This is a genomic window from Pseudomonas sp. AC255, from assembly GCF_979258175.1.
This window is the reverse complement of sequence record NZ_OZ409841.1, coordinates 2852597-2878551: the sequence shown is the minus strand read 5'-3', so window position 1 is coordinate 2878551 and position 25955 is coordinate 2852597. Positions and strand designations below refer to the sequence as shown.

Here is a 25955-nt window from a genome sequence, read left to right as displayed (position 1 = left end):
GCGCTACGCTGAACGCATTACTGTCTACGGAGTGTGCGCATGCTGGTGCCCGGAAAACCTGCCAATGAAGCTGCACGAATCGACGCCTTGCACGGCCTCAACCTCGACTCGGCCCCTGAAGAGCGTTTCGATCGTCTGACGCGCCTGGCCAAGCGCCTGTTCAACGTGCCGATCGCCCTGGTCACGCTGGTCGACAAGGATCGCCAGTGGTTCAAGTCCTGTGTGGGTCTGGATGTCAGCGAGACATCCCGCGATGTCTCGTTCTGCGGCCATGCGATTTTGCAAAACGAGCTGATGCTGGTGCCCGATGCGTTGGAAGATTTGCGCTTTCATGACAACCCGTTGGTCACCGGCGCACCGAATATTCGCTTTTACGCCGGTTATCCGCTGACCGTGCCGGACGGTAACAAAATGGGCACCTTGTGCCTGATCGATACCAAACCCCGCCATCTCGACGACGAAGAGCGTGCCTTGTTGCGCGACCTCGCGGAGATGGCCGAGCAAGAGCTGACGGCGGTGCAGATGGCAAGCATGGATGAACTGACGCTGCTGTCCAATCGCCGTGGTTTCAAGCAACTGGCCCAGCATGCGCTGGATGCCTGCGCACGTTTGAACCGACCGGCGACGCTGCTGTTTTTCGATCTCAACGACTTCAAGCAGATCAACGATCTGTACGGGCATGCCGAAGGCGACAGTACGCTGAAGACCTTCGCCGATGTGTTGCGCATTGCCTTTCGCGAGAGCGATGTGGTCGGGCGCTTGGGTGGTGATGAGTTCGTCGCGTTGCTGACCGGCTCGAGCCACGTTGAAACCACGCGGATCATGGCGCGGCTCAAGGAAATCCTCGAAGAGCGCAACGCCACGCTGCACCGTGGTTACGCGATTCGCTTCAGCGTCGGCCAGATCGAATACGACCCCACACGCCACGAAAGCGTTGATCGCCTGCTCGCCGATGCGGATGGCGCAATGTATGCGCACAAGCAAGCTCTGAAAGGCTGTTAGTAACGGCCCCATCGCTGGCGAGCCAGCTCCCACAGAGTCCAGTGACGTTAATGAGGTGTGAGTTCACCTTGAATTCCTGTGGGAGCGGGCTTGCCCGCGATGGCGGTGGGTCAGGCAATTTGATGCTGGCTGATGGAATGTCTTCGCGAGCAGGCTCGCTCCCACAGGCCTCGATGGCGCGGAGGATTTTTCAGTTCAGCACCATTTATGTGGGAGCGAGCCTGCTCGCGAACGCGTCAGCCGATCTATCGCCGGATTCGCCAGTGCTCAGCGCTTGGGCGGGCTCAGCTTCTGGTAAAACGCCAGCCATTTCTCGTGACTCGCAGCGGCATCCTCGAGTTCGGGCACGCGCAATGCGTCTTGCAAGGCTTGCGCTTTGAAAGCATCGAACAGATGCCTGACGGCAGTGCTGGCGATGGCGTTGACTGTGTTGGAGGCGAAAGTATCGGGCACGGCGGCGCGCTCCTGTTGCGCCAGGGGTGCGCCCTGAATATCGAGGCGAGTAATGAACGCGTTACAAGTGGCATTCAAGCGAGGCTGGGAGCCGTGCCTGTAGGCTTCGGCGTCGACGGGCAGCGATTTCGCCGCATCATTTGCCCCCGATGGTTTGAGTAATGCAAGGTCGATATCGCGACGCAGCACCACTTCATTCCTGCCAGTGAAAATCTCGAAGACTCTGGCTGGACTCCCACGCAGCAGCGCCAAGATGCCGAATGGCGCAGTGCTGGCGTCAGCCAGCTTGTCCGTGGCTGCCGATACTGGCCGCAGGGCGAGCAGTTCCAGCTCGTGGTCTTCGATGTCGATTCGCTGCGCGAACGGCAAGCGACAGAACGCTTCCTTGAGAAATGCGATATGTGCGTCCTTCATTTGCCTCAGGCGTGCGCTCAGTGCCGCATGGAAGTAGGTCGCCACATTGTGCAGTCTGGGCAACGAGGCAAGCATGGGGGCCAGTTGCAACTGTGCATTGCTCGATTGCCATCCCGCCAGCTTCCCTGTCAGCTTGCCGGCGACATGCAATTCGCTCAGCGAGTAATGCGCTGAAAAGGTCTGCGGGTTGGCGTCTGCAACAAACAGCGCCTTCTCCGTGAGGTAGGGGGAATCGCTGAACACCTTGCGCAGATCGGCCAGGGCAACCGTGACGGGAGTGGGCGGTGCCGAAAGGAACGCCCGCCGATAAAGATCGTTCAACAGGCGATTGTGGTTGCGGAACAGGACATCGGCCTGCTTCAGCGTCGTGGCGTCATAAACAGTCACCGGAAATTCGGCGTTGCGCTGGATCAGCCCTCTGGCAACCGCCCAGTCAACGACCAGTGAGGCACAGGAATCCTCGCGCAGGAATTTGTAGAAGTGCGTGGGGGCCGGGCCTTTGGTCAGTTGGCTCAGTTGCTCATAGCTCATCAGGCGTGCCACACCCGGCATTTGGCTTTCGATATACAGCACGACCTGCTTCAGCCTGACCCAACGCGAACAGCTCATGTAACAGAGTGATGGCGGAATATGCCGGGTCAGAAACTCCGGCGCTATACCGGACAACAACAGATGGGTGGCCAACGTCTTGTTTTTGACCGATGCAAGAGCGGGCTGCCGATCAATGAAGCGGCGTACCTCGTCATAGCTGTCGCCCCAGAAATCACGCCCCTCCAGACGTTGCACGACAATACGGTTCAAATCCTCACCCGCGTTCGGCTCCAGGCTGAGAATCAATGCAGCGAGCAACAGGCGATCGCGGTTGGTGGCCAGCAGGCGTTTCTCCTGCGCCGGAGCGCCCAGATTCTTCACCAGCAGATTGCCCAGCGTTTGCGCGCGCGGTGTGATCAGAATACGGCTGATCAGGTAGTCGGCTTTTGCCTGGAGCGTTTTGAGCGGCAGATCGGTATCGACACCCTCACTGAGGTAGTCGATCAACGGCGGCGAGTCTACGGGTAAAAACGCCTGTGTGGTGTCGATGATGCTCTGACGCTGTTGCGCCGTGAACCGTTCGGTTTGTGTCCACGGCTGGCCGAGCAGATACCAGTGATTCATATGCCCGGGGCGGGTGTGCAGATTGATCCTGAACCATTTCACCAGCGCGAGGGCTTGCTCGACAGTATTCGGCAAAAGCAGATTGTAGAAGCGCAGCATTTGCCCAAGGGTGACTTTACCGCTTGAGCGCAGGGCGCCGCCGGCTTTGCTTGCCTTGGCCTTGAGCTGGTCGCGAAAGAGTTTCAGATCAGCCTGTTTTTCCACCTGCGCCGTCAGGGTGACCCAGCCCTTTACGCTGGCAGTACCGACATGACCGGATTCGGTGACGAGCAATTGACTGTCGGCAGGCAGTCCGTGCTGCTGCAGGATGGCTTGAAAATCCTCATCGGCGCTGAGTGTCTGCAATTGACGCTGGCCATACTTCATCCGTCCCGCCAGCGCAGAATCCGGATGGGGCTCGCTGATTTCCTCGTAATCGATCTTGGCCTTGGGCGCTTTGTTCCAGCTCAGCGCTTCAAGGCGTCGCACGATGTGCCGGTTATCTTCCAGAGCGCCAAATTCTTCACGATAACTGCGGATGGGGTCGTTGCTTTGCACGTAATCGCTGACGTAGGGCAGCGCCGGCCAGCTTTGCTGGCGCAGGCGTTGCGCAAGTGCCTTGGCTTCGCGGGCATCTTGCGGCAACGCAAACTCATAGCGGCCCAGAAGCTCGCCCAGTTTGAGGCGCGGCCCTCTGGCGGGTGCAGAAACAGAGGCCGAAGTGAGGGTTACCGGCGTGTCGAGAAAGCCTCGCTGCTCGAAAGGGTCGCTCGCCAGCAACACTTCATCGATTCGATCGGCGATCGCCCGAAAGTCTTCCAGTTGCGCGTTGCGTTCCTTCACTAGCGCCGACGTGCTCTGGCCGTTTTCATCGATGGCCGCCAGCCCGGTTTTCTTCAGCTCGGCGAGGATGACTCGGGCCTGAATCTGGTTTTGCGGTTCCGGGTAACCGTAGAACGCCAGCACCACTTGCCGTGGAAACCGATACAGCGGGTTGGCGGATTTACCGCCGATGTAGGGCAGGCCCAGCCCCGCAGGATCGATACGCTGGGAAATCGACAGCAGCATCGGCGCCATCTGCCACCAGCCTGAATCATCTTCCAGCGTGAACGTGCGAACGCCGTTGGAGCCGTTCGAGGGTGATTGCGCTTGCAGGGTATCGCCCTTGATCTGCAAGGTGTCCAGATCGATGTTAAAGCCACTGGCCCAATCGAGAAATTCGGGGCGTTCGAGGGCGCTCCAGTAAAGCTCCATCCATTCGCGCAGCCGGCATGCACGGGGAACCTCCAGCGTGCGCGCCGGTGTGGCGGCGCTGACCACCGGTACGGCGGTCAATTCTGCGATGAGATTGTGAATCAGCGTCTGTTCGTGTACCGGTGTGTCGTCCATCTGCGCCTCCTGGCGGCTGATAAGCATCGAGCGCCGAGTATCAAAGGCAGGGCAGGGTGGTTGGCGGTACATATGTAGTTGGGCGAGCTTTTCTGCAGGCATAAAAAAACCCGCCGGATCCGGCGGGTTTTTCTATCGGCTACAGGAAGATCACTCTTCGATGTTGCCCATAGCGGTGGTGTTGAAGCCGCCGTCGACGTACATGATTTCACCGCTGATGCCCGACGCCAGGTCGGAGCACAGGAAGGCGCCGGCGTTGCCGACTTCTTCGATGGTGACGTTGCGGCGCAGCGGAGTCTGCGCTTCGTTGGCAGCCAGCATCTTGCGGAAGTTCTTGATGCCGGAAGCGGCCAGGGTGCGGATCGGGCCAGCCGATACGCAGTTGACGCGGGTGCCGTCCGGACCGAGGGAACCGGCCAGGTAACGGACGCCGGCTTCCAGCGAGGCCTTGGCCATGCCCATCACGTTGTAGTTCGGCATGGTGCGCTCGGCGCCCAGGTACGACAGGGTCAGCAGGCTGCCGTTGCGGCCTTTCATCATTTCGCGACCGGCCTTGGCCAGGGCCACGAAGCTGTAGGCGCTGATGTCGTGAGCGATGCGGAAGCCTTCACGGGTGGTGGCTTCGGTGAAGTCGCCGTCCAGTTGGTCGCCCGGGGCGAAGCCGACGGAGTGGACGATGCAGTCCAGACCGTCCCACTTCTTGCTCAGCTCTTCGAAGACCTTGGCGATTTCTTCATCGCTGGCCACGTCGCACGGGAAGCACAGCTCAGGGCTCGAACCCCAGCCTTGTGCGAACTCTTCGACGCGACCCTTGAGTTTGTCGTTCTGATAAGTGAAGGCAAGCTCAGCGCCCTCGCGATGCATGGCGGCAGCGATGCCGGATGCGATGGACAGCTTGCTGGCGACACCGACGATCAGTACGCGCTTACCGGCGAGAAAACCCATGTGTTGCTCCTCTTTCAGGTTATTGCGCAGTGGCTGGTGCCAGAAAAGCGGCTTCCAGCAACTGCTGTGTATACGGATGTTGGGGGGCGGCAAAGATACTTTGCGCGTCTCCCTGTTCGACCACTTGGCCATGCTTGACCACCATCAGCTGGTGGCTCAGCGCTTTGACGACAGCCAGGTCATGGCTGATGAACAAATACGTCAGGTTGTACTTGGCTTGCAGTGAACGCAACAGCTCCACCACTTGCCGCTGCACCGTCCGGTCGAGCGCCGAAGTCGGCTCGTCCAGCAGGATCAGCGCCGGTTTCAGCACCAAGGCCCGGGCAATGGCGATTCGCTGCCGTTGCCCACCGGAAAATTCGTGGGGGTAGCGGTGCCGGGTTTCCGGATCCAGACCTACCTCCTTCAATGCCGCAATGATCGCCGCTTCCTGTTCGGTCGCGGTGCCCATCTTGTGTATCCGCAGGCCTTCGCCAACGATGTCGTTGACGCACATGCGCGGGCTCAGGCTGCCGAACGGGTCCTGAAACACCACCTGCATCTCCCGCCGCAGCGGGCGAATCTCGTTCTGCGTCAGGCAGTCTAGCTGCTTGCCTTCAAAGCGGATCGCGCCTTTGCTGCCGATCAGCCGCAAAATCGCCAGACCGAGGGTGGATTTGCCGGAACCGCTTTCGCCGACGATCCCCAGGGTCTGGCCCTGAGGCAGGCTGAAATTGATGCCGTCCACTGCCTTGACGTAATCCACCGTGCGTTTGAGCAGGCCTTTCTTGATCGGGAACCAGACTTTGAGGTCCTCGACTTCGAGCAGCGGCGCGCCGATTTCATTGCTCGCCGGGCCGCCGCTGGGCTCCGCGCCGAGCAATTCCCGAGTGTACGGATGCTGCGGCGAACGGAACAGCTCTGCGCACGATGCCTGTTCGACGATGCAACCGCGCTGCATGACACATACGCGATGCGCAATTCTTCGCACCAGGTTCAAATCGTGACTGATCAGTAGCAGCGACATGCCCAATCGAGCCTGAAGATCCTTGAGCAAATCGAGGATTTTCAGCTGAACGGTCACGTCCAGCGCCGTGGTCGGTTCGTCGGCGATCAGCAATTCCGGCTCGTTGGCCAGGGCCATGGCGATCATCACCCGCTGCCGCTGGCCGCCGGACAATTCATGGGGCAGCGCCTTGAGACGCTTGTGCGGCTCGGGGATGCCGACCATTTCCAGCAGCTCCAGCGTGCGCCTGGTCGCCACTTTGCCACTCAGGCCCTTGTGGATGCCGAGCACTTCGTTGATCTGCTTCTCGATCGAATGCAGCGGATTGAGCGAGGTCATCGGCTCCTGAAAGATCATGGCGATGCGGTTGCCACGAATATGGCGGATGGTCTTCTCGCTCAAATCCAGCAGGTTCTGCCCGGCGTAATTGATGCTGCCGGCCGGATGCCGCGCCATAGGGTAGGGCAGCAGGCGCAGGATCGAATGCGCCGTTACCGATTTGCCCGAGCCCGATTCACCGACCAGCGCCAGGGTTTCGCCGCGCTTGATATCGAAGCTCACGCCTTCGACCACGCGGTGCACGCGCTCGCCGAAACCGAATTCGACGGCGAGGTCGCGCACTTCGATCAGATTGTCCTGATTCATTTCACTTCCTCGGGTCGAAGGCATCGCGAGCGGACTCGCCGATAAACACCAGCAGACTCAACATCAGCGCCAGCACGGCAAACGCGCTCATGCCCAGCCATGGCGCCTGCAGGTTGGATTTGCCTTGGGCAACCAGTTCGCCCAGCGACGGACTGCCGGCCGGCAAGCCGAAGCCGAGGAAGTCCAGCGCGGTCAGGGTGCCGATGGCGCCGGTGAGGATGAACGGCATGAAGGTCATGGTCGAGACCATGGCGTTGGGCAGGATGTGGCGGAACATGATCGCGCCGTTCTGCATGCCCAGCGCGCGGGCGGCGCGCACATATTCCAGATTGCGCCCGCGCAGGAACTCGGCGCGCACCACATCGACCAGGCTCATCCACGAGAACAGCAGCATGATGCCCAGCAACCACCAGAAATTCGGCTGGACGAAACTGGCAAGGATGATCAGCAGATACAGCACCGGCAGCCCCGACCAGATCTCGAGAAAACGCTGCCCGGCGAGATCGACCCAGCCGCCATAAAAGCCCTGTAGCGCCCCGGCAATCACGCCGATGATCGAACTCAGCACGGTCAGCGTCAGCGCAAACAGCACGGAAATGCGGAAACCGTAGATCACCCGCGCCAACACGTCGCGGCCCTGATCGTCGGTGCCCAGCAGGTTGTCCGTCGAGGGTGGCGCCGGGGCCGGGACTTTCAGGTCGTAGTTGATGCTCTGGTAGCTGTAGGGGATCGGCGCCCACAGAATCCACGCGTCCTTGGCCTTGAGCAGTTCGCGGATGTACGGGCTCTTGTAGTTGGCTTCCAGCGGAAATTCGCCGCCGAACGCGGTTTCCGGATAGCGCTTGATCGCCGGGAAATACCAGTTGTTGTCGTAATGCACGACCAGCGGTTTGTCGTTGGCGATCAGTTCGGCGCCCAGACTGAGGCCGAACAGAATCAGGAACAGCCACAGCGACCACCAGCCACGCTTGTTGGCCTTGAACAGTTCGAAGCGCCGGCGGTTGAGAGGGGACAGGTTCATCTCAATGCTCCCGGCTGGCGAAGTCGATACGCGGATCGACAAAGGTGTAGGTCAGATCGCCGATCAGTTTCACCACCAGCCCGAGCAGGGTGAAGATGAACAGCGTGCCGAACACCACCGGGTAATCGCGATTGATCGCCGCCTCGAAACTCATCAGGCCGAGACCATCGAGAGAGAAGATCACTTCCACCAGCAACGAGCCGGTGAAGAAGATACCGATGAATGCCGACGGAAAACCGGCAATCACCAGCAGCATGGCGTTGCGGAACACGTGGCCGTAGAGCACGCGATGGCGGGTCAGGCCCTTGGCCTTGGCGGTGACCACATACTGCTTGTTGATTTCGTCGAGAAAGCTGTTCTTGGTCAACAGGGTCATGGTCGCGAAGTTGCCGATCACCAGTGCGGTGACCGGCAATGCCAGGTGCCAGAAGTAATCGAGGATCTTGCCGCTCAGGCTCAGCTCATCGAAGTTGTTCGAAGTCAGCCCGCGCAGGGGGAACCAGTCCAGATAGCTGCCGCCGGCAAACACCACGATCAGCAGGATCGCAAACAGGAACGCCGGGATCGCATAGCCGACGATGATCGCCGAACTGGTCCAGACGTCGAAGTGGCTGCCGTGTCGCGTGGCCTTGGCGATGCCCAGCGGGATCGACACCAGATACATGATCAGCGTGCTCCACAGCCCCAGCGAGATCGACACCGGCATCTTTTCCTTGATCAGGTCGATGACCTTGGCGTCGCGGAAGAAACTGTCGCCGAAATCCAGCTGCGCGTAGTTCTTGACCATGATCCACAGACGTTCCGGGGCCGATTTGTCGAACCCGTACATGTGCTCGATTTCCTTGATCAGCGCCGGGTCCAGCCCCTGCGCGCCACGGTAGGACGAGCCGGCCACCGCCACTTCGGCACCGCCGCCGGCAATCCGGCTCGTGGCGCCTTCGAAACCTTCGAGCTTGGCGATCATCTGCTCGACCGGCCCGCCGGGCGCGGCCTGGATGATCACGAAGTTGATCAGCAGAATGCCGAACAGGGTCGGGATGATCAGCAGCAGTCGCCGAAAGATATACGCCAGCATCTGATTACTCCGTGCCCGCAGGGTCGGCTTGCAGTTGGGTTTCGACTTCTACGGCAGGCTTGGCGTCAGGCTTGACCCACCAGGTATTGATGCCGATGTCGTACTTGGGCGAGGTTTTCGGGTGGCCTATATGATTCCAGTAAGCCACGCGCCAGCTCTTGATGTGCCAGTTCGGCACCACGTAGTAGCCCCATTGCAGTACGCGATCCAGCGCACGGGCGTGGGCCACCAGACTCTTGCGCGAGTCGGCGTTGATCAGGCTTTCCACCAGTTGGTCAACGGTCGGATCCTTCAGACCCATGCTGTTGCGGCTGCTCGGCTTGTCGGCGGCGGCGCTCATCCAGTATTCGCGCTGCTCGTTACCCGGCGAATTGGACTGGGGAAAGCTGCCGACCATCATGTCGAAATCCCGCGAGCGCACGCGGTTGATGTACTGCGAGACGTCGACGCGGCGGATCACCAGATCGATACCGAGGTCGCTGAGGTTGCGCTTGAACGGCAGCAGCACCCGTTCGAACTCGGTCTGGGCGAGGAGGAATTCGATCACCACCGGTTTGCCGGTGGCGTCGACCATTTTGTCGTCGACGATTTTCCAGCCGGCCTCTTGCAGCAGTTGATACGCCTCGCGCTGCTGGGTGCGGATCATGCCGCTGGCGTCGGTCTTGGGATTTTCGAAGGCTTCGCTGAACACCTGGGCCGGCAGTTTGCTGCGAAACGGTTCGAGGATCGTCCGTTGCTCGGCGTCGGGCAGGCCGGTGGCGGCCATTTCCGAGTTCTCGAAGTAACTGCGGGTGCGCACGTAGGCGCCGTTGAACAATTGCTTGTTGGTCCATTCGAAGTCGAACAGCAGCCCCAGCGCCTGACGCACGCGCACATCCTGGAACACCGGGCGGCGCAGGTTGAAGACGAAGCCCTGCATGCCGGTCGGGTTGCTGTTGGGGATCAGTTCCTTGATCAAACGGCCCTCGGTGACCGCCGGAACGTTATAGGCGCTGGCCCAGTTCTTCGCGGTCATCTCCAGCCAGTAATCGAACTGCCCGGCCTTCAGTGCTTCGAGGGCGACGGTGTTGTCGCGGTAATAGTCGGTGGTCATCGTGTCGAAGTTGTAGAAACCACGGTTGACCGGCAAGTCCTTGCCCCAGTAATCCTTGACCCGCTCGTAACGTACCGAACGGCCGGCCTTCACTTGGGTGACCTTGTACGGGCCGCTGCCCAGCGGGATTTCCAGATTGCCCTTGTTGAAGTCGCGACTGGCCCACCAGTGTTTCGGCAGGACCGGCAACTGGCCGAGGATCAGCGGCAGCTCGCGGTTGTTGCTGTGCTTGAACTTGAACAGCACTTTCAACGGGTCTTCGGCGATGGCTTCGGCGACGTCGTTGTAGTAGCCGCGAAACATCGGCGAGCCTTCCTTGGTCAGCGTCTCGAAGCTGAACACTACATCTTCGGCGCGCACCGGGTGGCCGTCCTGGAAACGCGCTTGCGGGCGCAGGTAGAAGCGCACCCAACTGTTGTCGTCGGCTTTTTCGATCTTGCTGGCAATCAGGCCGTACTCGGTGAACGGCTCGTCGAGGCTGTGTTTGGTCAGGGTGTCGTAGATCTGGCCGATGTCATCGGCGGGCACGCCTTTGTTGATGAACGGGTTGAGGCTGTCGAAGCCACCGAAGCCGGCTTGGCGGAACACGCCGCCCTTGGGCGCATCAGGGTTCACGTAATCGAAATGCTTGAAATCGGCCGGGTATTTCGGCGGCTCGTTATACAGGGTCACGGCGTGTTGCGGGGCGGCCCAGGCCAGCCCGGCGAACAGCAAGCCGCTGGCCTGCACGAGCAGGGTGCGAACAGCGTTCATCGATCTTTCTCCGAAGACTTCAGCCACCATGCGCTCAGGCCCAGGGTGTAGGGCGGCGTGGTGACAAAGGCCAACCGGTTGCGGTAGGCCAGACGGTGATAATTGAGGTACCAGTTGGGAATGCTGTAGTGCTGCCAGAGCAGCACGCGGTCGAGCGCTTTGCCGGCGGCGACCTGCTCGTCGCGGGTGCGAGCGGCGAGCAACTGTTCGAGCAGGTGATCGACCACCGGATTGGCGATGCCCGCGTAATTCTTGCTGCCCTTGACGTTCACCTGGCTGGAGTGGAAGTACTGCCACTGCTCAAGGCCCGGGCTCAAGGTCTGGCCGAGGGTCATCGAGATCATGTCGAAATCGAATTGGTCGAGGCGCTGTTTGTACTGGGCGCGATCGACGGTACGCAGGCGCGCGTCGATGCCGATGCTGTTGAGGTTTTCGATGTACGGCTGATAGAGCCGCTCCAGGCTCGGGTTGACCAGCAGCAGTTCGAAGCGCAGCGGTTGGCCGTCTTTGTCTTGCAGGCGCTGGCCGTGGAGCTTCCAACCGGCCTCGGCGAGCAGGGCGAGGGCTTTGCGCATAGTCTCGCGCGGAATGCCACGGCCGTCGGTTTTCGGCAGGGTGAACGGCTCGGTAAACAGCCGGGCCGGCAGTTGCTCCTTGTAGGGTTTGAGCATCAGCCATTCATGGCCGACCGGCAGGCCGGACGCAGTGAATTCGCTGTTGGGGTAGTAGCTGCTGGTGCGTTTATAGGCATCGCTGAACAGCGCGCGGTTGGTCCATTCGAAATCGAACATCAGACCCAACGCTTCGCGCGTCCTGACATCGGCGAAGGTCGCGCGGCGGCTGTTCATGAACAGGCCCTGAGTCTGCGTCGGAATCTGATGCGGGACCTGTGCCTTGATCACTTCGCCACGACGTACAGCAGGGAAGTTGTAGCCGTTGACCCAGTTCTTCGCCTGATGCTCGATGTAGATGTCGAACTCACCGGCCTTGAACGCTTCGAAGGCGACATCGCTGTCGCGGTAGAACTCGACGTCCATGCGATCGAAATTGTACTTGCCACGATTGACCGGCAGATCCTTGCCCCAGTAATCCTTGACCCGCTCGAACATCAGCTGTCGGCCCGGCGTGACCGACGTGATGCGGTACGGCCCGCTTCCCAGCGGTGGTTCGAACGTGGTGGCTTTGAAGTCGCGGTCTTTCCAGTAATGCTGCGGCAGCACCGGCAACTCGCCCAGGCGCAGGATCAGCAGCGGATTGCCCGAGCGCTTGAACACGAAACGAATGCGCTGTTTGTTGAGGATGTCGACCCGTAGCACTTCCTGCAAGGCCGTGCGATACAGCGGATGACCGTCCTTGAGCAGCGTTCGATAGGAGAACGCCACGTCGTAGGCGGTGATCGGTGCGCCGTCGTGAAAGCGCGCTTCGGGGCGCAAATTGAAGACGACCCAGCTGCGATCTTCGCTGTACTCCACCGATTGTGCGATCAAACCGTAGCTCGACGCCGGCTCGTCGCCGGACGGCGAATACTGCCCGGTACCGACCATCAGCGGCTCGTTGAGCTCGTTGATGCCGTACTGGAGGAAGTTCGCTGTGGTGACCGGGCTGGTGCCCTTGAAGGTGTACGGATTGACCGTATCGAAGGTGCCGAACGCCATCACCCGCAACGTACCGCCCTTGGGCGCTTGCGGGTTGACCCAGTCGAAGTGGGTAAATCTGGCCGGGTACTTGAGCGTGCCGAACTGCGCATAACCATGACTTTCGGTAATCGTCGCGCTTGCGGGTGAGCTCAAGGCCAGGCTGATCAGGAGCAGGGAGAGGGCACGCTTCAAGTCAGATCCGATCCAGCGGCTTGGGCTTTGTGGGCCGTACAGTAACAGCTTGTCTGGACAGGAAAAAGATGTGGGTTAATGGCGGGTTAATCGTTTGCGCGAAGAGCCCCTCACCCTAACCCTCTCCCGGAGGGAGAGGGGACTGATCGTGGTGTCTGGGCGAATTGCACCGACGTGCGATACCGAGTCGAAATCAGTTTCTGAAAAGCCCCCGATCGGCTCCCTTTCCCCTCTCCCCCCTGGGGGAGAGGGCTGGGGTGAGTGGGATGGATCTAAAGCACACCACAAAAACTTCATCCAAAAAAAGCCCCTGAAATATCAGGGGCTCTTCAATCAGTGCGGCTGATAAACCGTAAGCATCTGCCCAGGCTTGAGTGCCTTGCCCGCACCCGGGTTCCAACGCTTGAGATGTTGCATCTCGACGTTGAACCGCTTGGCCACCACATACAGGGTGTCGCCGCGCTTGACCTTGTACTGGGTCTGCTGCTTGCTCTCGTCCTTGCCTTTGGTCTTGGTATTCGCCGCGACCACGGTGTTGACCCGGCCGGACTTGCGCGCCGGGGCACGCTTGGTGTTGTCCTGCATGACCAGGGTCTGGCCGACCTTGAGATTCTTGCCGGTCAGCTTGTTCCAGCGCTGCAGATCCTTGACTTCGACCTTGTTGGCCTTGGCGATGGAGCCGAGGTTGTCGCCACGCTTGACCCGATAAGCACGTTTGAGCTGCGCCACTTCCGACGGATCGGCGCCTTCGAACACCGGTTTCAGCGAGCGTGGGCTGATCAGTTCGTCCGGGCGCATGGTCTGCAGACTGGCAGTCAGCAGTTGTGCCTTGGACGTCGGCACCAGCAAATGCTGCGGACCGTCGATGGTGGTGCGCTGTTTGAACGCGGGGTTGAGCTGGAACAGTTCGTCTTCATCGATGTTCGCCACCGCAGCGACCTTGGACAGGTCCATGCGCTGGTTGATTTCGACGACCTGGAAGTACGGTTCGTTGGCGATCGGGTTGAGGTTGACGCCGTAGGCTTCAGGCGCCAGTACCACTTGCGACAGTGCCAGCAACTTCGGCACATAGGCCTGGGTTTCCGCCGGCAGCGGCAGGTTCCAGTAGTCGGTGGGCAGGCCGAGCTTTTCGTTGCGCTCGATCGCCCGGCTTACGGTGCCTTCACCAGCGTTGTAGGCTGCCAGCGCCAGCAGCCAGTCGCCGTTGAACATGTCGTGCAGGCGGGTCAGGTAGTCCATCGCGGCCGTGGTCGAGGCGGTAATGTCGCGACGACCATCATAAAAACGCGTCTGGCGCAGGTTGAAATAACGCCCGGTGGACGGAATGAACTGCCACAGGCCCACCGCATCGGCGCGGGAATAGGCCATCGGGTTGTAGGCGCTCTCGATCACCGGCAGCAGGGCCAGTTCCAGCGGCATGTTGCGCTCTTCGAGGCGTTCGACAATGTAATGAATGTAGAGACTGCCGCGTTCGCCGGCATTCTCGAGAAAAGAGGGATTACTGGCGAACCACAGGCGTTGTTGTTCGATGCGCGGATTGACGCCAAGGCCTTCCTGCAACTGGAAGCCCTGACGCATGCGTTCCCAGATGTCCTGGGGCGCCACGGGAGTGGGCTTCTCGGTCAGCCAGATCGGCTTCTGCTTGGCTCGCGCAGCAATGTTCGGCGTATGCGTCGCTTCAGTCTGCGGAGCGTGGCTGGAGCAACCCGCCAGCGTGGCGGACACAGCCACCGCGATGGCTTGCGCCAGGCGGGTCAAAGCATCTGAATTGACGGACTTACGTATGGATGACGACATTGGCTGGAAGTAAGTTCCGGGCAAAAATGTCGGGCGATTCTAGAAAGCGCACCCCCTGCGGTCAACCATTGAGAATTTTTGCCCCGGCCGGCGCGGTCGTCAGAACTTGTCTTTCCATGCCCGCAGAGCCGCAAATACCTCGCTCGGCGCCCGGTTTTGAGCGCCTTCCCGTTCGTCCACTTTTTGTGTAACCAATGTTTCAGAAGTGCGTAAAAACGGATTGGTAAGCTTTTCCAGGGCCAGAGTCGACGGCAACGTCATCACGCCGTTCTGCCGTTGCTGCGTGACCTTTTCCAGACGGGCGGCGACTTCCGGGTTGCCCGGCTCGACGGCGGCGGCAAATTTCAGATTGCTCAAGGTGTATTCATGGGTGCAGTAGACCAGCGTATCTTCCGGCAGGGCCGCAAGACGGCTGAGCGAGCGGTACATCTGCTCGGGTGTGCCTTCGAACAGCCGGCCGCAACCGGCGGCGAACAGGGTGTCGCCGCAGAACAGCAGACCATGGTGGTAATAGGCGATGTGCCCCAGGGTGTGACCGGGTACCGCATAGACGTCGAAGTCCCAGCCGAGCACGCTGACGCTGTCGTTGTCCTTGAGCGCTACGTCGCGCGCCGGGATGCTTTCGCTGGCCGGGCCGTAGACCTTGGCGCCGGTCGCGGCTTTCAGGCGCTCGACGCCGCCGACATGGTCATGGTGATGGTGAGTGATCAGAATATCGCTGAGCACCCAGCCCGGATGCGCGTCAAGCCACGCCTGCACCGGGGTGGCGTCGCCCGGATCGACCACCGCGCAGCGCTGGGTCTGATGATCCTGTAACAACCAGATGTAGTTGTCGGTGAACGCGGGCAGGGCACTGATCTGTATCATCGTCGGAATTCGCCAAGCAGAAAACATTGGCGCATCTTAGTAGTTCCTGGCGCGTTGGAGAATGACATGACCGATAAAGCGTTCGCTCAGGCCGATCCCGACTGGCTGGCATTGATCAGCGCCGCCCGCGAATGGCTGTCGGGGCCGCTCGGGCAATTTCTGCTGGATGAAGAGCGGCGCATGCTCGACGACGAGCTCGGGCGCTTCTTCGGCGGTTATCTGGTGCATTACGGGCCGTCCGCCGAAACCCCGCCGGCCGCGCCGCAAGTGCAGCGCAACGTGCGTCTCGGCGCACCGTTGCCCGGAGTCGAGATCGTTTGCGAAGAGCAGGCCTGGCCGTTGAGCGAGCACGCCGCCGACGTGGTGGTGATGCAGCATGGCCTGGATTTCTGCCTGTCGCCCCACGGTTTGCTGCGTGAAGCAGCGAGCAGCGTGCGCCCCGGCGGACATCTGCTGATCATCGGCATCAACCCCTGGAGCACTTGGGGGCTGCGGCATTTCTTCGCCAATGATGCCCTGCGCAAGGCGCGCTGCATCTCGCCGTCGCGGGTCGCCGACTGGCTCAATCTGCTGGGCTTCGCGCTGGAGAAACGCCGCTTCGGATGCTATCGTCCGCCGCTCGCATCACCCAAGTGGCAGAACCGTCTGGCCGGCTGGGAACGCAAGGCCGGTGACTGGCAATTGTCCGGCGGCGGCTTCTATCTGCTGGTGGCGCGCAAGATCGTGGTGGGGCTCAGGCCGTTGCGCCAGGAACGCCGCGAGCCGATGGGCAAGCTGATTCCGCTGCCGATGGCCAAGGTCAACCGCCGCCGCATCGAACCGTAAATCTTCTTTTATTTGTGGCCGGGCTTGTCCCGGTCGCGGTCATTGTCGATCCGTGATTGGCAGGACAGGCATTTTTCTGGAAAGACTGGCATGAGCGAAAGCGTGGAAAGCGTCGACACCGTAGAACTGTTCACCGACGGCGCCTGCAAGGGCAACCCCGGTCCCGGCGGCTGGGGCGCGCTGCTGGTGTGCAAGGGCGTCGAAAAGGAACTGTGGGGCGGCGAGGCCAACACCACCAACAATCGCATGGAGCTGCTCGGCGCGATTCGTGGCCTTGAAGCGCTCAAGCGCCCCTGCGAAGTGCTGCTGGTCACCGACTCGCAATACGTGATGAAAGGCATCAACGAGTGGATGGCCAACTGGAAGAAGCGCGGCTGGAAAACGGCTGCGAAGGAGCCGGTAAAGAATGCCGACCTGTGGAAAGAGCTGGACGAGCAGGTCAATCGCCACAAAGTCACCTGGAAATGGGTGCGCGGGCACATTGGTCATCACGGTAACGAGCGGGCTGACCAACTGGCCAATCGTGGCGTTGACGAAGTGCGTGGTTACAAGCAGAGCTGATTTCGCTTCTAACCGTGGCGTGGCCGTTCGCGAGCAGGCTCGCTCCCACATTGGAATGCATTCCCCTGTAGGAGCTGCCGAAGGCTGCGATCTCTTGATCTTGTTGCAGGAAAAATCAAAAGATCGCAGCCTTCGGCAGCTCCTACAGGGTTCGAGTCCAGCGTGTTAACATCCGCGTTTTTGCACGATTGACCCGTTGAGAGCTGAGCACTGATGGCCACCAGATCCGTTGTACTCGATACCGAAACCACCGGCATGCCGGTGACCGATGGTCACCGGATCATTGAAATCGGTTGCGTCGAACTGATCGGTCGGCGCCTGACGGGCCGGCATTTCCACGTTTATCTGCAACCGGATCGCGAGAGCGACGAAGGCGCGATCGGTGTGCACGGCATCACCAACGAATTCCTCGTCGGCAAGCCGCGCTTTGCCGAAGTTGCCGATGAGTTCTTCGAGTTCATCCAGGGCGCGCAACTGATCATCCACAACGCGGCGTTCGACGTTGGCTTCATCAACAACGAATTCGCCTTGATGGGCCAGCACGATCGCGCCGATATCACCCAGCATTGCACCATCCTCGATACCCTGATAATGGCCCGGGAACGTCACCCGGGGCAGCGCAACAGCCTCGACGCGTTGTGCAAACGTTACGGCGTCGACAACTCCGGCCGTGAACTGCACGGCGCCTTGCTCGACTCGGAGATTCTCGCCGACGTCTACCTGACCATGACCGGCGGCCAGACCAGCCTGTCGCTGGCTGGCAACGCGTCTGACGGCAATGGCACGGGCGAGGGCGCCGACAACTCGGCTACCGAAATCCGCCGCCTGCCGGTCGATCGCCAGCCAGCACGCATCATCCGGGCGACCGAAGAAGAACTGGCGGCGCATCTGGTGCGGCTGGAAATCATCGCCAAATCGGCGGGAGCGCCGGCGTTGTGGACGCAGATTGCCGAGGCTGATGCGCAGGTCTGAAAAATCAAAAGATCAGAAGATCAAAAGATCGCAGCCTTCGGCAGCTCCTATGGGGATTGCATCCCATAGTAGGGACCAGGAAGGCAGCGATTTTTTGCATTTGCCGACATGGAGCCAAGTTGCCACTCTCGCCACATTCGTCGCAACCCTCTACCCTGAGTGCACTGGTCAGGTGCAAATCTGCCGCCTCAGGACACTGAGCCTCATGTACAAAGAGTTGAAATTTGCGCTGGCAATCATCCATCGCGACGGTAAGGTCGACACCGTCGGCTGCGTCAAGGAATGAGGACTTTTCCCAGTATGCAACCGGTCATGAATCCGAAATACCCAGGGTTGTCGGTGCGGGTCGCCGACGAAGGTTTTGCGCCGTATATCTGGGGCAGCGACTTCAGTTTCGAGGTCGCTGCCTACGGCGCTGCCGTGATCGGCAAACCGGTCGAGCAGTGGCCGGTGACGCCGATCGTGCCGTACCGCAAGTGCTACGGTATTGATCCCGAAGAATTCAGCGCCTTTCACAACGCGCCCGACAGCGCGATTTTTATGGCGTATCTGGACGACGAGCCGGTCGGTCACCTGGTGATCAGCACCAACTGGAACGGCTTTGCCCACATCGATGAGCTGGCGGTGCATGCCCCGGCCCGTCGCCACGGCGTGGCCAAGGCGTTGCTTGATGTCGCGCAGTTCTGGAGTCGCAAGAAGAAGCTGCCGGGCATCATGCTCGAAACCCAGAACAACAACCTCGGCGCCTGTCGTCTGTATGAGCGTTGCGGCTATGTGATCGGCGGCATCGACCAGTTGCGCTATCGCGGCATCGATCCGCATACCGCTGAAGTCGCGTTGTTCTGGTATCGCCTGTTCGATAATCCGCTGGAAAAACCACTCAGCTCGACAACATCGCCTCGGCTTGTTCCGTGACGATGGTCAGCAGTGTCTGAATCGCCGCCGACGGCGCGGCATGTTTGAAGGTCAGGGCGTAGAGGCTGATCGGCACCGCCGGTGACAATGGGCAGACGTCCAGACCACCGGCGCGGGCGCCCAGAGCGGTGAACGGATCGACGATGGCCAGACCCTCGCCGGCCTCGACCATGCTGCGCATCATCTGATGGGTCTGCACGCGGGTCTGAATGCTTGGCGCCGGGCGCAGGGCCTGAAGTTTGTTTTCCAGCGCCGGGCTCAGCGGATCCTGACCTTCGAGACCGACCATGGCCTGACCGGCCAGATCCGCGAGGGAAATGTATTTCTGTTTCGGCTGCAGCCAGCCGTGCGGAGCGAGCAATTGCAGCTTGCCCTGGGCCAACGGCTGGCAGTGGATATCGGAGTGTTCGGGATCGTGCAGGCTCAGGCCCAGATCGCTTTCGCGCAGTAACAGGCTGCGGACGATGTCGCGAGTCGGCGCGCTGAGCAGGCTGCACGGTGCGTCGGGCAGGCGTCGACGCAGGGTCGCAAGGCTTTGTGGCAGTAATTGTTGGGCCAGCGGCGGGGTGCCGATGATGCGCAGGGGTGGGGCGAGGTATTGCTTGAGGCTGCTGGCCAGACGCTGCACCGGCTCCAGCGCCTCATAGATGTGCGCGATTTCCACTTGCAAGGCGCGCGCTTCGGGGGTCGATTGCAGGCGACCGCGAACGCTGGCGAACAGCATGAACCCCAGCTGACTCTCGGCTTCGCGCAAACGCTCTTCGACCTCGGTCACCGGCAGTTGCAGCCATTCGGCGGCGGTGCCCAGGTGACCGGTCTGCAAGAGCGCCTGAATCACTTCGATGTGGCGTAAACGCATGCGTGAAGTCCATGTTCAGCAGGTGGGGTCAGACGCTGAATCCTACCCCAAGTCCGCTCGCATGACTTCTGCTCATAATGCAGGGTTATGAAGCAACGGTTGGCTCGGGTTCGCGGATCAGGGTAATGCCTGACTGAACCAGGAGAAACTCGCTGTCACTGACCTTGTTGACCCGATCGCCAATGGCGAGTTTGTAAATGGGCTCCGAGCCAGTGGATCCGTCTGCAGACGGGTTCGATTCCTGGAATTCATGCACGGAATAAACGCGGCCTTCCGCATCTCTTGCATGAAACTGACCGACGAGTACTGCTGCCATCTGCTTAGAACCTCTGGAGATAAAACGCTTGATTTGCGGCTTTGTAGACCGTCAGCAAGCTCGGTAAGTTTTCCTACGGGAAAAAAATATTCCTCGCGCAGGAAAAACCAATGACCACTGGTGAAAATGTCACTGGATCATCTATAACTAGCGACTCTTCCCACGGACCATCGAGAGTCATCCATGAGCAATGTCTACAACGTCGCTGTAGTGGTCGGTAGCCTGCGCAAAGCATCGATCAATCGCAAAGTCGCACTGGCCCTCGCCGAACTGGCACCGGCCAATCTCAAGCTCGAGATTGTCGAAATCGGTGAACTGCCGCTGTACAACGAAGACATCGACGGCGATTCTCCGCCGGCAGCCTACAGCACTTTCCGTCAGAAAGTGGCGTCATCCGACGCGGTGCTGTTTGTCACCCCCGAGTACAACCGCTCGATCCCGGCACCGTTGAAGAACGCCATCGACGTCGGTTCCCGTCCTTATGGCCAGAGCGCGTGGAGTGGCAAACCCGGTGCGGTGATCAGCGTATCGCCAGGCGCCATCGGCGGCTTCGGCGCCAACCAGCACCTGCGCCAGACCTTTGTTTTCCTTGATATCCATTGCCTGCAACAGCCGGAAGCCTACCTGGGCGGCGCCGGTAACGCGTTCGACGAAGCGGGCAAACTGAGCGACTCGGTGAAGCCGTTCCTGCAAAAATTCATCGATGCTTACGGCCAGTTCGTCGAGCAACACAAGAAATAAACTTACCGAAACTCACTGTGGGAGCGAGCCTGCTCGCGAAGGCGGACTGTCAGATAACAATTTCGCGTCTGACAAACCGCTTTCGCGAGCAGGCTCGCTCCCACATTTGTTCGATTTCCACCCGTTTCGCTATTTAAAGGCTTCTGCGAATGCTCGCTGCGTCACTGATTTTCCTGCTGACCATCACCCTCGTCATCTGGCAACCCAAAGGTCTCGGCGTCGGCTGGAGTGCAACGTTGGGTGCCGTGCTGGCGTTGATTTTTGGCGTCGTTCACCTCACGGACATCCCGCTGGTCTGGCAGATCATCTGGAACGCCACCGGCACCTTCGTCGCGCTGATCATCATCAGCCTGTTGCTCGACGAGGCTGGCTTCTTTAATTGGGCAGCGCTGCACGTGGCGCGCTGGGGGCGGGGCAGTGGGCGCAAACTGTTTGCCTTCATGGTGCTGCTCGGCGCGCTGGTCTCGGCGCTGTTCGCCAATGACGGTGCGGCGCTGATTCTCACGCCGATCGTGATTTCAATGCTGCTGGCGCTGCGCTTTTCACCGGCGGCGACGCTGGCCTTCGTCATGGGCGCCGGGTTTATCGCCGATACGGCGAGCCTGCCGCTGGTGGTGTCGAACCTGGTCAACATCGTTTCTGCGGACTTCTTCAATATCGGCTTCAACCGTTATGCAGCGGTCATGGTGCCGGTGAACTTCTTCAGCGTGGCGGCGACGTTGGGCATGTTGCTGTGGTTTTTTCGCCGCGACATCCCGGCCGCTTACGATCCGGAACAGCTGGAAAACCCGCATACCGCGATCCACGACAAAGCGACGTTCTACGCCGGTTGGGCGGTGTTGGTGATCCTGTTGATCGGCTGCTTTGCCCTCGAACCGCTGGGCATTCCGATCAGCGCAATTTCGGCGGTGTGTGCCGCGCTGCTGCTGGGTATTGCCGCGCGCGGCCACAAAATCTCCACGCGCAAAGTGATGAAAGAAGCGCCGTGGCAAATCGTGATTTTCTCGTTGGGCATGTACCTGGTGGTGTACGGCCTGCGCAATGCCGGACTCACCGGTTACCTCGCCGGGTGGCTGGATGTATTCGCCGGCCACGGCGTGTGGGGCGCGGCGATGGGCACCGGGGTGCTGACGGCGCTGCTGTCGTCGATCATGAACAATCTGCCAACGGTACTGATCGGCTTGCTGTCGATCGACGCCAGTCAGGCCAGCGGGGTGATCAAGGAAGCGATGATCTACGCCAACGTGATCGGCAGCGACCTGGGGCCGAAGATCACTCCGATCGGCAGTCTGGCAACGTTGTTGTGGCTGCATGTGCTGGAGCGCAAAGGCATCCATATTGGCTGGGGCTATTACTTCCGTGTCGGGATTGTGTTGACCGTGCCGGTGTTGCTGGTGACGTTGGCGGCACTGGCGGTGCGGCTATCCCTATAGACCGAGTTGCTCTTTTCGCGAGCAGGCTCGCTCCCACAGGGATCGCATTCCACATTTGAGATGCTTTCTCTGTGGGAGCGAGCCTGCTCGCGAATTGGGTCAGACACCACAAATCTCAGGCTTGACCGGGGACATTCGGCCAAAGATCCGCCACCAGAAACAACCGCTCCGCCTCTTCCCATTCGCCCTGGGCATTCTCGGTCAGGCGTACCATCAACTGCGCCGGGGCCAGTGCTGGCAGGTCTTCAAGCCACAAACGCAGGTGCTCATCTGTCCAGACCTGATCCGCCGGGTAATGCGCCGGCGCCAGCCACGCATGGCGGGGCAGGGGTTGCCAGCGGCCCGGCGGGCGCTGTGCGACAAACGCCGGCCAGTCCTTCTGATGCAGCCAGCTGCCACGCAGATGTTGTGGATGCGCGCCGTTCGGTGAGTCGGCGTGCCCGGGCCACGGATATAGCAGATAACCGCCCAGCCACAACTGCGCGCTGAAGGTTTCGATATCCAGTGCCGCGAGCACCTCGCGGCTTTCCGGGCGCGCCGAGATCGGCAATTGATGCTCGGCCAGATGTGCCAGTTTGCGATCCAGCCGGTCATGACAACCCGGCCCCAGCCACTGCGCGGGATCGCGGCCATCGCCATCCTGCGGGCCAAGGTAGAGCTTGATCGCCAGTTCCAGATGATGCACGCCGTCGCGGTCACGCAGCAGCATGTCGAGTTCGCCGAGGGTGTGCCCAGCGCGGCGGATTGGCAGGTTGGCGGCGATCAGTTCGATGCCCGGCGCATGCGAGACGGCGAACTGCCAAAGACGCTCGTAATACAGACCCAGACGCCGGGTGCGCGCCTGCGACAGCCATTGCAGCAGGCCGTAACTGTCGCGGTCGAGCTGGTGCAGCCAATGTTCGAGGCGCTGCGGGTCGTGCACCCAGTCGCTGCCGGCAAGCGGATGGCGCTGGGGCCACGGCGTGGCAGCGAGCATCGGCGGCGCGAGGATCACCCACGCCAGGTCCCGCACTTCGGGATGGCGTAATCGATGGGGCAATTGCAACAAGTCGGGGAACAGGATCATCTTGCGAGCATAGCCTTAAACCTGAGTGCACCCTTGAGGCTGAAAGGATTTTGTCTATCTGGCGCTTTCGCCCATAATCGGCTTTTCGCGTTTTCGATTGTCCGCAGAGGTCCCATGGAGCAATTTCGTAATATCGGCATCATCGGTCGCCTGGGCAGTTCCCAGGTGCTGGATACCGTCCGCCGACTGAAACGCTTTCTCCTCGACCGTCACCTGCATGTGATCCTCGAAGACACCATCGCTGAAGTCCTGCCCGGCCATGGCCTGCAAACCTCGTCGCGCAAGATGCTCGGCGAAGTTTGTGACATGGTTATCGTCGTCGGCGGTGACGGCAGCCTGCTCGGCGCTGCGCGGGCGCTGGCCAGGCACAATATTCCGGTGCTGGGCATCAACCGCGGGAGCCTTGGCTTCCTCACCGACATTCGCCCCGACGAGCTGGAAATCAAGGTCGCCGAAGTGCTCGACGGCCACTATCTGGTAGAAAACCGCTTCCTGCTGCAAGCCGAAGTGCGTCGCCATGGCGAGGCCATCGGCCAGGGCGATGCGCTCAACGATGTGGTGCTGCACCCGGGCAAATCGACGCGGATGATCGAATTCGAGCTGTACATCGACGGCCAGTTCGTCTGCAGCCAGAAGGCCGACGGCCTGATCGTCGCGACGCCGACCGGCTCCACTGCCTACGCGTTGTCTGCCGGCGGGCCGATCATGCATCCCAAGCTCGACGCTATTGTGATTGTGCCGATGTACCCCCATACCTTGTCGGGACGGCCGATCGTGGTCGATGGCAACAGTGAGCTGAAAATCGTCGTGTCCAAAGATATGCAGATCTACCCGCAGGTGTCCTGCGACGGCCAGAACCACTTCACCTGCGCACCGGGCGACACCATTACCGTGAGCAAGAAAGCGCAGAAGCTGCGCCTGATTCATCCGCTCGATCACAATTACTACGAGGTGTGCCGCACCAAGCTTGGCTGGGGCAGCAAGCTGGGGGGCGGAGGCGACTGATGCTCGATCCCGCGCGCAGTTACGACCTGATCGGTGACGTGCACGGATGCGCCATGACCCTTGAACACTTGCTGGACCGTCTCGGTTATCACAAGCAGGGCGGGGTCTGGCGGCATCCGTCACGCATGGCGGTGTTCGTCGGCGACATCATCGACCGTGGCCCGCGCATTCGCGAGGCGCTGCACATCGTTCACGACATGGTCGAGGCGGGGCAGGCGCTGTGCATCATGGGCAACCATGAATTCAATGCGCTCGGCTGGGTCACCCCGGCGCCACCGGGCAGCGGCAAGCAGTTCGTGCGCGAACACACCAAGCGCCATGCGCGGCTGTTGCAGGAAACCCTGAGCCAATTCGAGGACCATCCCGGTGACTGGCATGACTTCCAGCAGTGGTTCTACGAGCTGCCGCTGTTCGTCGATGCCGGTCGTTTCCGCGTGGTGCATGCGTGCTGGGACGCCGGGCTGATCGAGCCGCTGCGGGCGTTGTTCCCCAATGGCTGCGTCGATGAACACTTTCTCCAGGCCTCGGCCGTTCCCGGCAGCTTCGCCTGCACTGTGTTCGATCGCTTGCTGCGTGGTACCGACATGCGTCTGCCGGGCGGCCTGACCATGACCAGCGGCGACGGTCTGGTGCGTTCGTTCTTCCGCACCAAGTTCTGGGAAGACGACCCGAAAACCTACGGCGACATCGTGTTCCAGCCCGATGCACTGCCGGAACCTGTCGCGCAGACGCCGCTGACGTCCACTGAAAAGAATTCCTTGCTGCGCTACGGCGTCGACGAGCCGTTGCTGTTCGTCGGCCACTACTGGCGCAGCGGCAAACCGGCGCCGATCCGCCCGAACCTCGCGTGCCTGGATTACAGCGCCGTGCTCTACGGCAAACTGGTGGCCTATCGTCTGGATCAGGAAACGCGCCTGGATCCGCAAAAATTTGTCTGGGTCGATGTCGAGCGGCCGGAGGTGCTGCAATGAGTGCGGTAGCGGTATTGCGCCTGCCGTTGGCGGTGGATCTGAGCGGTTTCGTCAAACTGCTGCAACGCATGCAAGTGCCCCATCGCGTCAGCGAAGAGGCGGGCAAACAGGTGCTGTGGGCACCAGAAGAAATCAGCGAAGACGTGCGTTCCTTGTACGAGCGCTTCCCGGCCGGCGACCCGGATCAGCAACTGGATGTACCCATGGGCCAGACCTTCAAGCGCCCGAGCTTCGCCGAGCAGCTGAAACACGCCAAAGCCACCGGGTTCATTCTGCTGTTGAGCCTGATCGTCGGCGGTCTGACCTTCCTCGGCGAAAACCTGGAAACGCTGCGCTGGCTGACCTTCCTCGATTTCCGCGTGATCGGTGAGTACATCCACTTCACGCCGCTGGCCGACAGCCTCGCGGCGGGGCAGTGGTGGCGGCTGGTGACGCCGATGCTGATCCACTTCGGCATCCTCCATCTGGCCATGAACGGCATGTGGTACTGGGAGCTGGGGCGGCGCATCGAGTCGCGCCAGGGCAGCATCAACCTGATCGGCCTGACGCTGTTGTTCAGTCTGGTGTCCAACTACGCCCAGTTCGTCTGGAGCGGCCCGAGCCTGTTCGGCGGTCTGTCTGGTGTGCTTTACGGCTTGCTCGGGCATTGCTGGATCTTCCAGTTGCTGGCGCCGAACCCGGCCTATCGTTTGCCGCGCGGCGTGCTGGTGATGATGCTGGTGTGGCTGGTGGTGTGCATGTCCGGGCTGATCTCGCTGATAGGTTTCGGCCAGATCGCCAACGCCGCGCACCTGAGCGGGTTACTCATCGGATGCTTTACCGGTTTGTTGGGCGGTTTGTATAACCGCCGTAAACTGGCCGTCTAACATTTTTGTTTCAGCAAAGAGCA

Annotated in this window: 22 protein-coding genes; 10 read left to right on the top strand and 12 right to left on the bottom strand. The window is 60.7% G+C overall.

The annotated features are described in order from the left end of the window. The first annotated feature begins 39 nt into the window (after positions 1 to 39). Positions 40 to 1002, top strand: a complete 963-nt coding sequence (locus tag ACZZ0K_RS13115; protein WP_463559136.1) for a sensor domain-containing diguanylate cyclase — start codon at positions 40 to 42, stop codon at positions 1000 to 1002. Between the two features lie 267 nt (positions 1003 to 1269). Here ACZZ0K_RS13115 and ACZZ0K_RS13110 read toward each other — a convergent pair whose 3' ends face one another. The 9 genes from ACZZ0K_RS13110 to gloB all read right to left on the bottom strand — a co-directional run bounded on the left by ACZZ0K_RS13110 (position 1270) and on the right by gloB (position 15402). Continuing rightward, entirely contained in the window at positions 1270 to 4392 is a 3123-nt protein-coding gene (locus tag ACZZ0K_RS13110; RefSeq protein WP_258707936.1) for a hypothetical protein, read from the bottom strand. Between the two features lie 150 nt (positions 4393 to 4542). Further along, a complete protein-coding gene (fabI, locus tag ACZZ0K_RS13105) occupies positions 4543 to 5337 on the bottom strand; it encodes an enoyl-ACP reductase FabI (protein ID WP_003202751.1) in 795 nt (264 codons plus the stop codon). 19 nt (positions 5338 to 5356) lie between these two features. Then, positions 5357 to 6967 (bottom strand): ABC transporter ATP-binding protein, encoded by a 1611-nt coding sequence (locus ACZZ0K_RS13100; RefSeq protein ID WP_258707937.1) that lies wholly within the window; start codon positions 6965 to 6967, stop codon positions 5357 to 5359. 1 nt (position 6968) lies between these two features. Then, a complete protein-coding gene (locus ACZZ0K_RS13095; protein ID WP_252885760.1) occupies positions 6969 to 7988 on the bottom strand; it encodes an ABC transporter permease in 1020 nt (339 codons plus the stop codon). A 1-nt stretch (position 7989) separates the two neighbouring features. After that, entirely contained in the window at positions 7990 to 9063 is a 1074-nt protein-coding gene (locus ACZZ0K_RS13090; protein ID WP_095179573.1) for a microcin C ABC transporter permease YejB, read from the bottom strand. A gap of 4 nt (positions 9064 to 9067) precedes the next feature. After that, entirely contained in the window at positions 9068 to 10909 is a 1842-nt protein-coding gene (locus tag ACZZ0K_RS13085; protein WP_258707938.1) for an extracellular solute-binding protein, read from the bottom strand. After that, positions 10906 to 12738, bottom strand: a complete 1833-nt coding sequence (locus ACZZ0K_RS13080) for an extracellular solute-binding protein (protein ID WP_258707939.1) — start codon at positions 12736 to 12738, stop codon at positions 10906 to 10908. The genes ACZZ0K_RS13085 and ACZZ0K_RS13080 overlap by 4 nt, the downstream gene beginning before the upstream one ends. Positions 12739 to 13071: 333 nt before the next feature. Beyond that, a complete protein-coding gene (locus ACZZ0K_RS13075) occupies positions 13072 to 14535 on the bottom strand; it encodes a transglycosylase SLT domain-containing protein (RefSeq protein ID WP_041480626.1) in 1464 nt (487 codons plus the stop codon). Between the two features lie 99 nt (positions 14536 to 14634). After that, complete coding sequence (gene gloB / locus ACZZ0K_RS13070; protein WP_056786790.1) at positions 14635 to 15402, bottom strand: hydroxyacylglutathione hydrolase; 768 nt, start codon at positions 15400 to 15402, stop codon at positions 14635 to 14637. Between the two features lie 66 nt (positions 15403 to 15468). On the opposite strand from gloB, the gene ACZZ0K_RS13065 reads away from it, so the two are divergent. The 4 genes from ACZZ0K_RS13065 to ACZZ0K_RS13050 all read left to right on the top strand — a co-directional run bounded on the left by ACZZ0K_RS13065 (position 15469) and on the right by ACZZ0K_RS13050 (position 18675). Continuing rightward, a complete protein-coding gene (locus ACZZ0K_RS13065) occupies positions 15469 to 16227 on the top strand; it encodes a class I SAM-dependent methyltransferase (RefSeq protein WP_041480625.1) in 759 nt (252 codons plus the stop codon). Between the two features lie 90 nt (positions 16228 to 16317). Beyond that, positions 16318 to 16788, top strand: a complete 471-nt coding sequence (rnhA, locus tag ACZZ0K_RS13060; protein WP_007910572.1) for a ribonuclease HI — start codon at positions 16318 to 16320, stop codon at positions 16786 to 16788. 213 nt (positions 16789 to 17001) lie between these two features. Continuing rightward, a complete protein-coding gene (gene dnaQ, locus ACZZ0K_RS13055) occupies positions 17002 to 17760 on the top strand; it encodes a DNA polymerase III subunit epsilon (protein WP_150742734.1) in 759 nt (252 codons plus the stop codon). Positions 17761 to 18060: 300 nt separating this feature from the next. Then, positions 18061 to 18675, top strand: a complete 615-nt coding sequence (locus ACZZ0K_RS13050; protein ID WP_016774208.1) for a GNAT family N-acetyltransferase — start codon at positions 18061 to 18063, stop codon at positions 18673 to 18675. Here the strand turns inward: ACZZ0K_RS13050 and ACZZ0K_RS13045 are convergent. Then, positions 18641 to 19534, bottom strand: coding sequence for a LysR family transcriptional regulator (locus ACZZ0K_RS13045; protein WP_460093615.1), 894 nt, complete (start codon positions 19532 to 19534; stop codon positions 18641 to 18643). The genes ACZZ0K_RS13050 and ACZZ0K_RS13045 overlap by 35 nt on opposite strands. A gap of 85 nt (positions 19535 to 19619) precedes the next feature. Continuing rightward, on the bottom strand, positions 19620 to 19850 hold the full coding sequence (locus tag ACZZ0K_RS13040) for a hypothetical protein (RefSeq protein WP_041480622.1): 231 nt from the start codon (positions 19848 to 19850) through the stop codon (positions 19620 to 19622). 183 nt (positions 19851 to 20033) lie between these two features. Here ACZZ0K_RS13040 and ACZZ0K_RS13035 point away from each other — a divergent pair, with 183 nt between their 5' ends. Further along, the gene (locus tag ACZZ0K_RS13035) at positions 20034 to 20591 is read left to right on the top strand and encodes an NADPH-dependent FMN reductase (protein ID WP_039763234.1); all 558 of its coding nucleotides are present in this window, start codon (positions 20034 to 20036) and stop codon (positions 20589 to 20591) included. Between the two features lie 149 nt (positions 20592 to 20740). Further along, entirely contained in the window at positions 20741 to 22024 is a 1284-nt protein-coding gene (locus ACZZ0K_RS13030; RefSeq protein WP_463559135.1) for an arsenic transporter, read from the top strand. A 115-nt stretch (positions 22025 to 22139) separates the two neighbouring features. On the opposite strand, the gene ACZZ0K_RS13025 is transcribed toward ACZZ0K_RS13030, so the two are convergent. Further along, positions 22140 to 23090 carry a DUF1853 family protein gene (locus tag ACZZ0K_RS13025; RefSeq protein ID WP_463559134.1) on the bottom strand — a complete coding sequence of 317 codons (951 nt, stop codon included), beginning with the start codon at positions 23088 to 23090 and terminating at the stop codon, positions 22140 to 22142. Positions 23091 to 23204: 114 nt separating this feature from the next. On the opposite strand from ACZZ0K_RS13025, the gene ACZZ0K_RS13020 reads away from it, so the two are divergent. Genes ACZZ0K_RS13020 through ACZZ0K_RS13010 form a run of 3 tightly spaced genes read left to right on the top strand, consistent with a single transcriptional unit; the run spans position 23205 to position 25932 of the window. Next, the gene (locus ACZZ0K_RS13020; protein WP_041480619.1) at positions 23205 to 24095 is read left to right on the top strand and encodes an NAD(+) kinase; all 891 of its coding nucleotides are present in this window, start codon (positions 23205 to 23207) and stop codon (positions 24093 to 24095) included. Continuing rightward, positions 24095 to 25066: a metallophosphoesterase gene (locus ACZZ0K_RS13015; protein WP_095179579.1), complete on the top strand. Its 972-nt coding sequence runs from the start codon at positions 24095 to 24097 to the stop codon at positions 25064 to 25066. The genes ACZZ0K_RS13020 and ACZZ0K_RS13015 overlap by 1 nt, the downstream gene beginning before the upstream one ends. Next, a complete protein-coding gene (locus ACZZ0K_RS13010) occupies positions 25063 to 25932 on the top strand; it encodes a rhomboid family intramembrane serine protease (RefSeq protein WP_463559133.1) in 870 nt (289 codons plus the stop codon). Before ACZZ0K_RS13015 ends, ACZZ0K_RS13010 begins: the two co-directional genes overlap by 4 nt. The last annotated feature ends 23 nt before the right edge of the window (positions 25933 to 25955 follow it).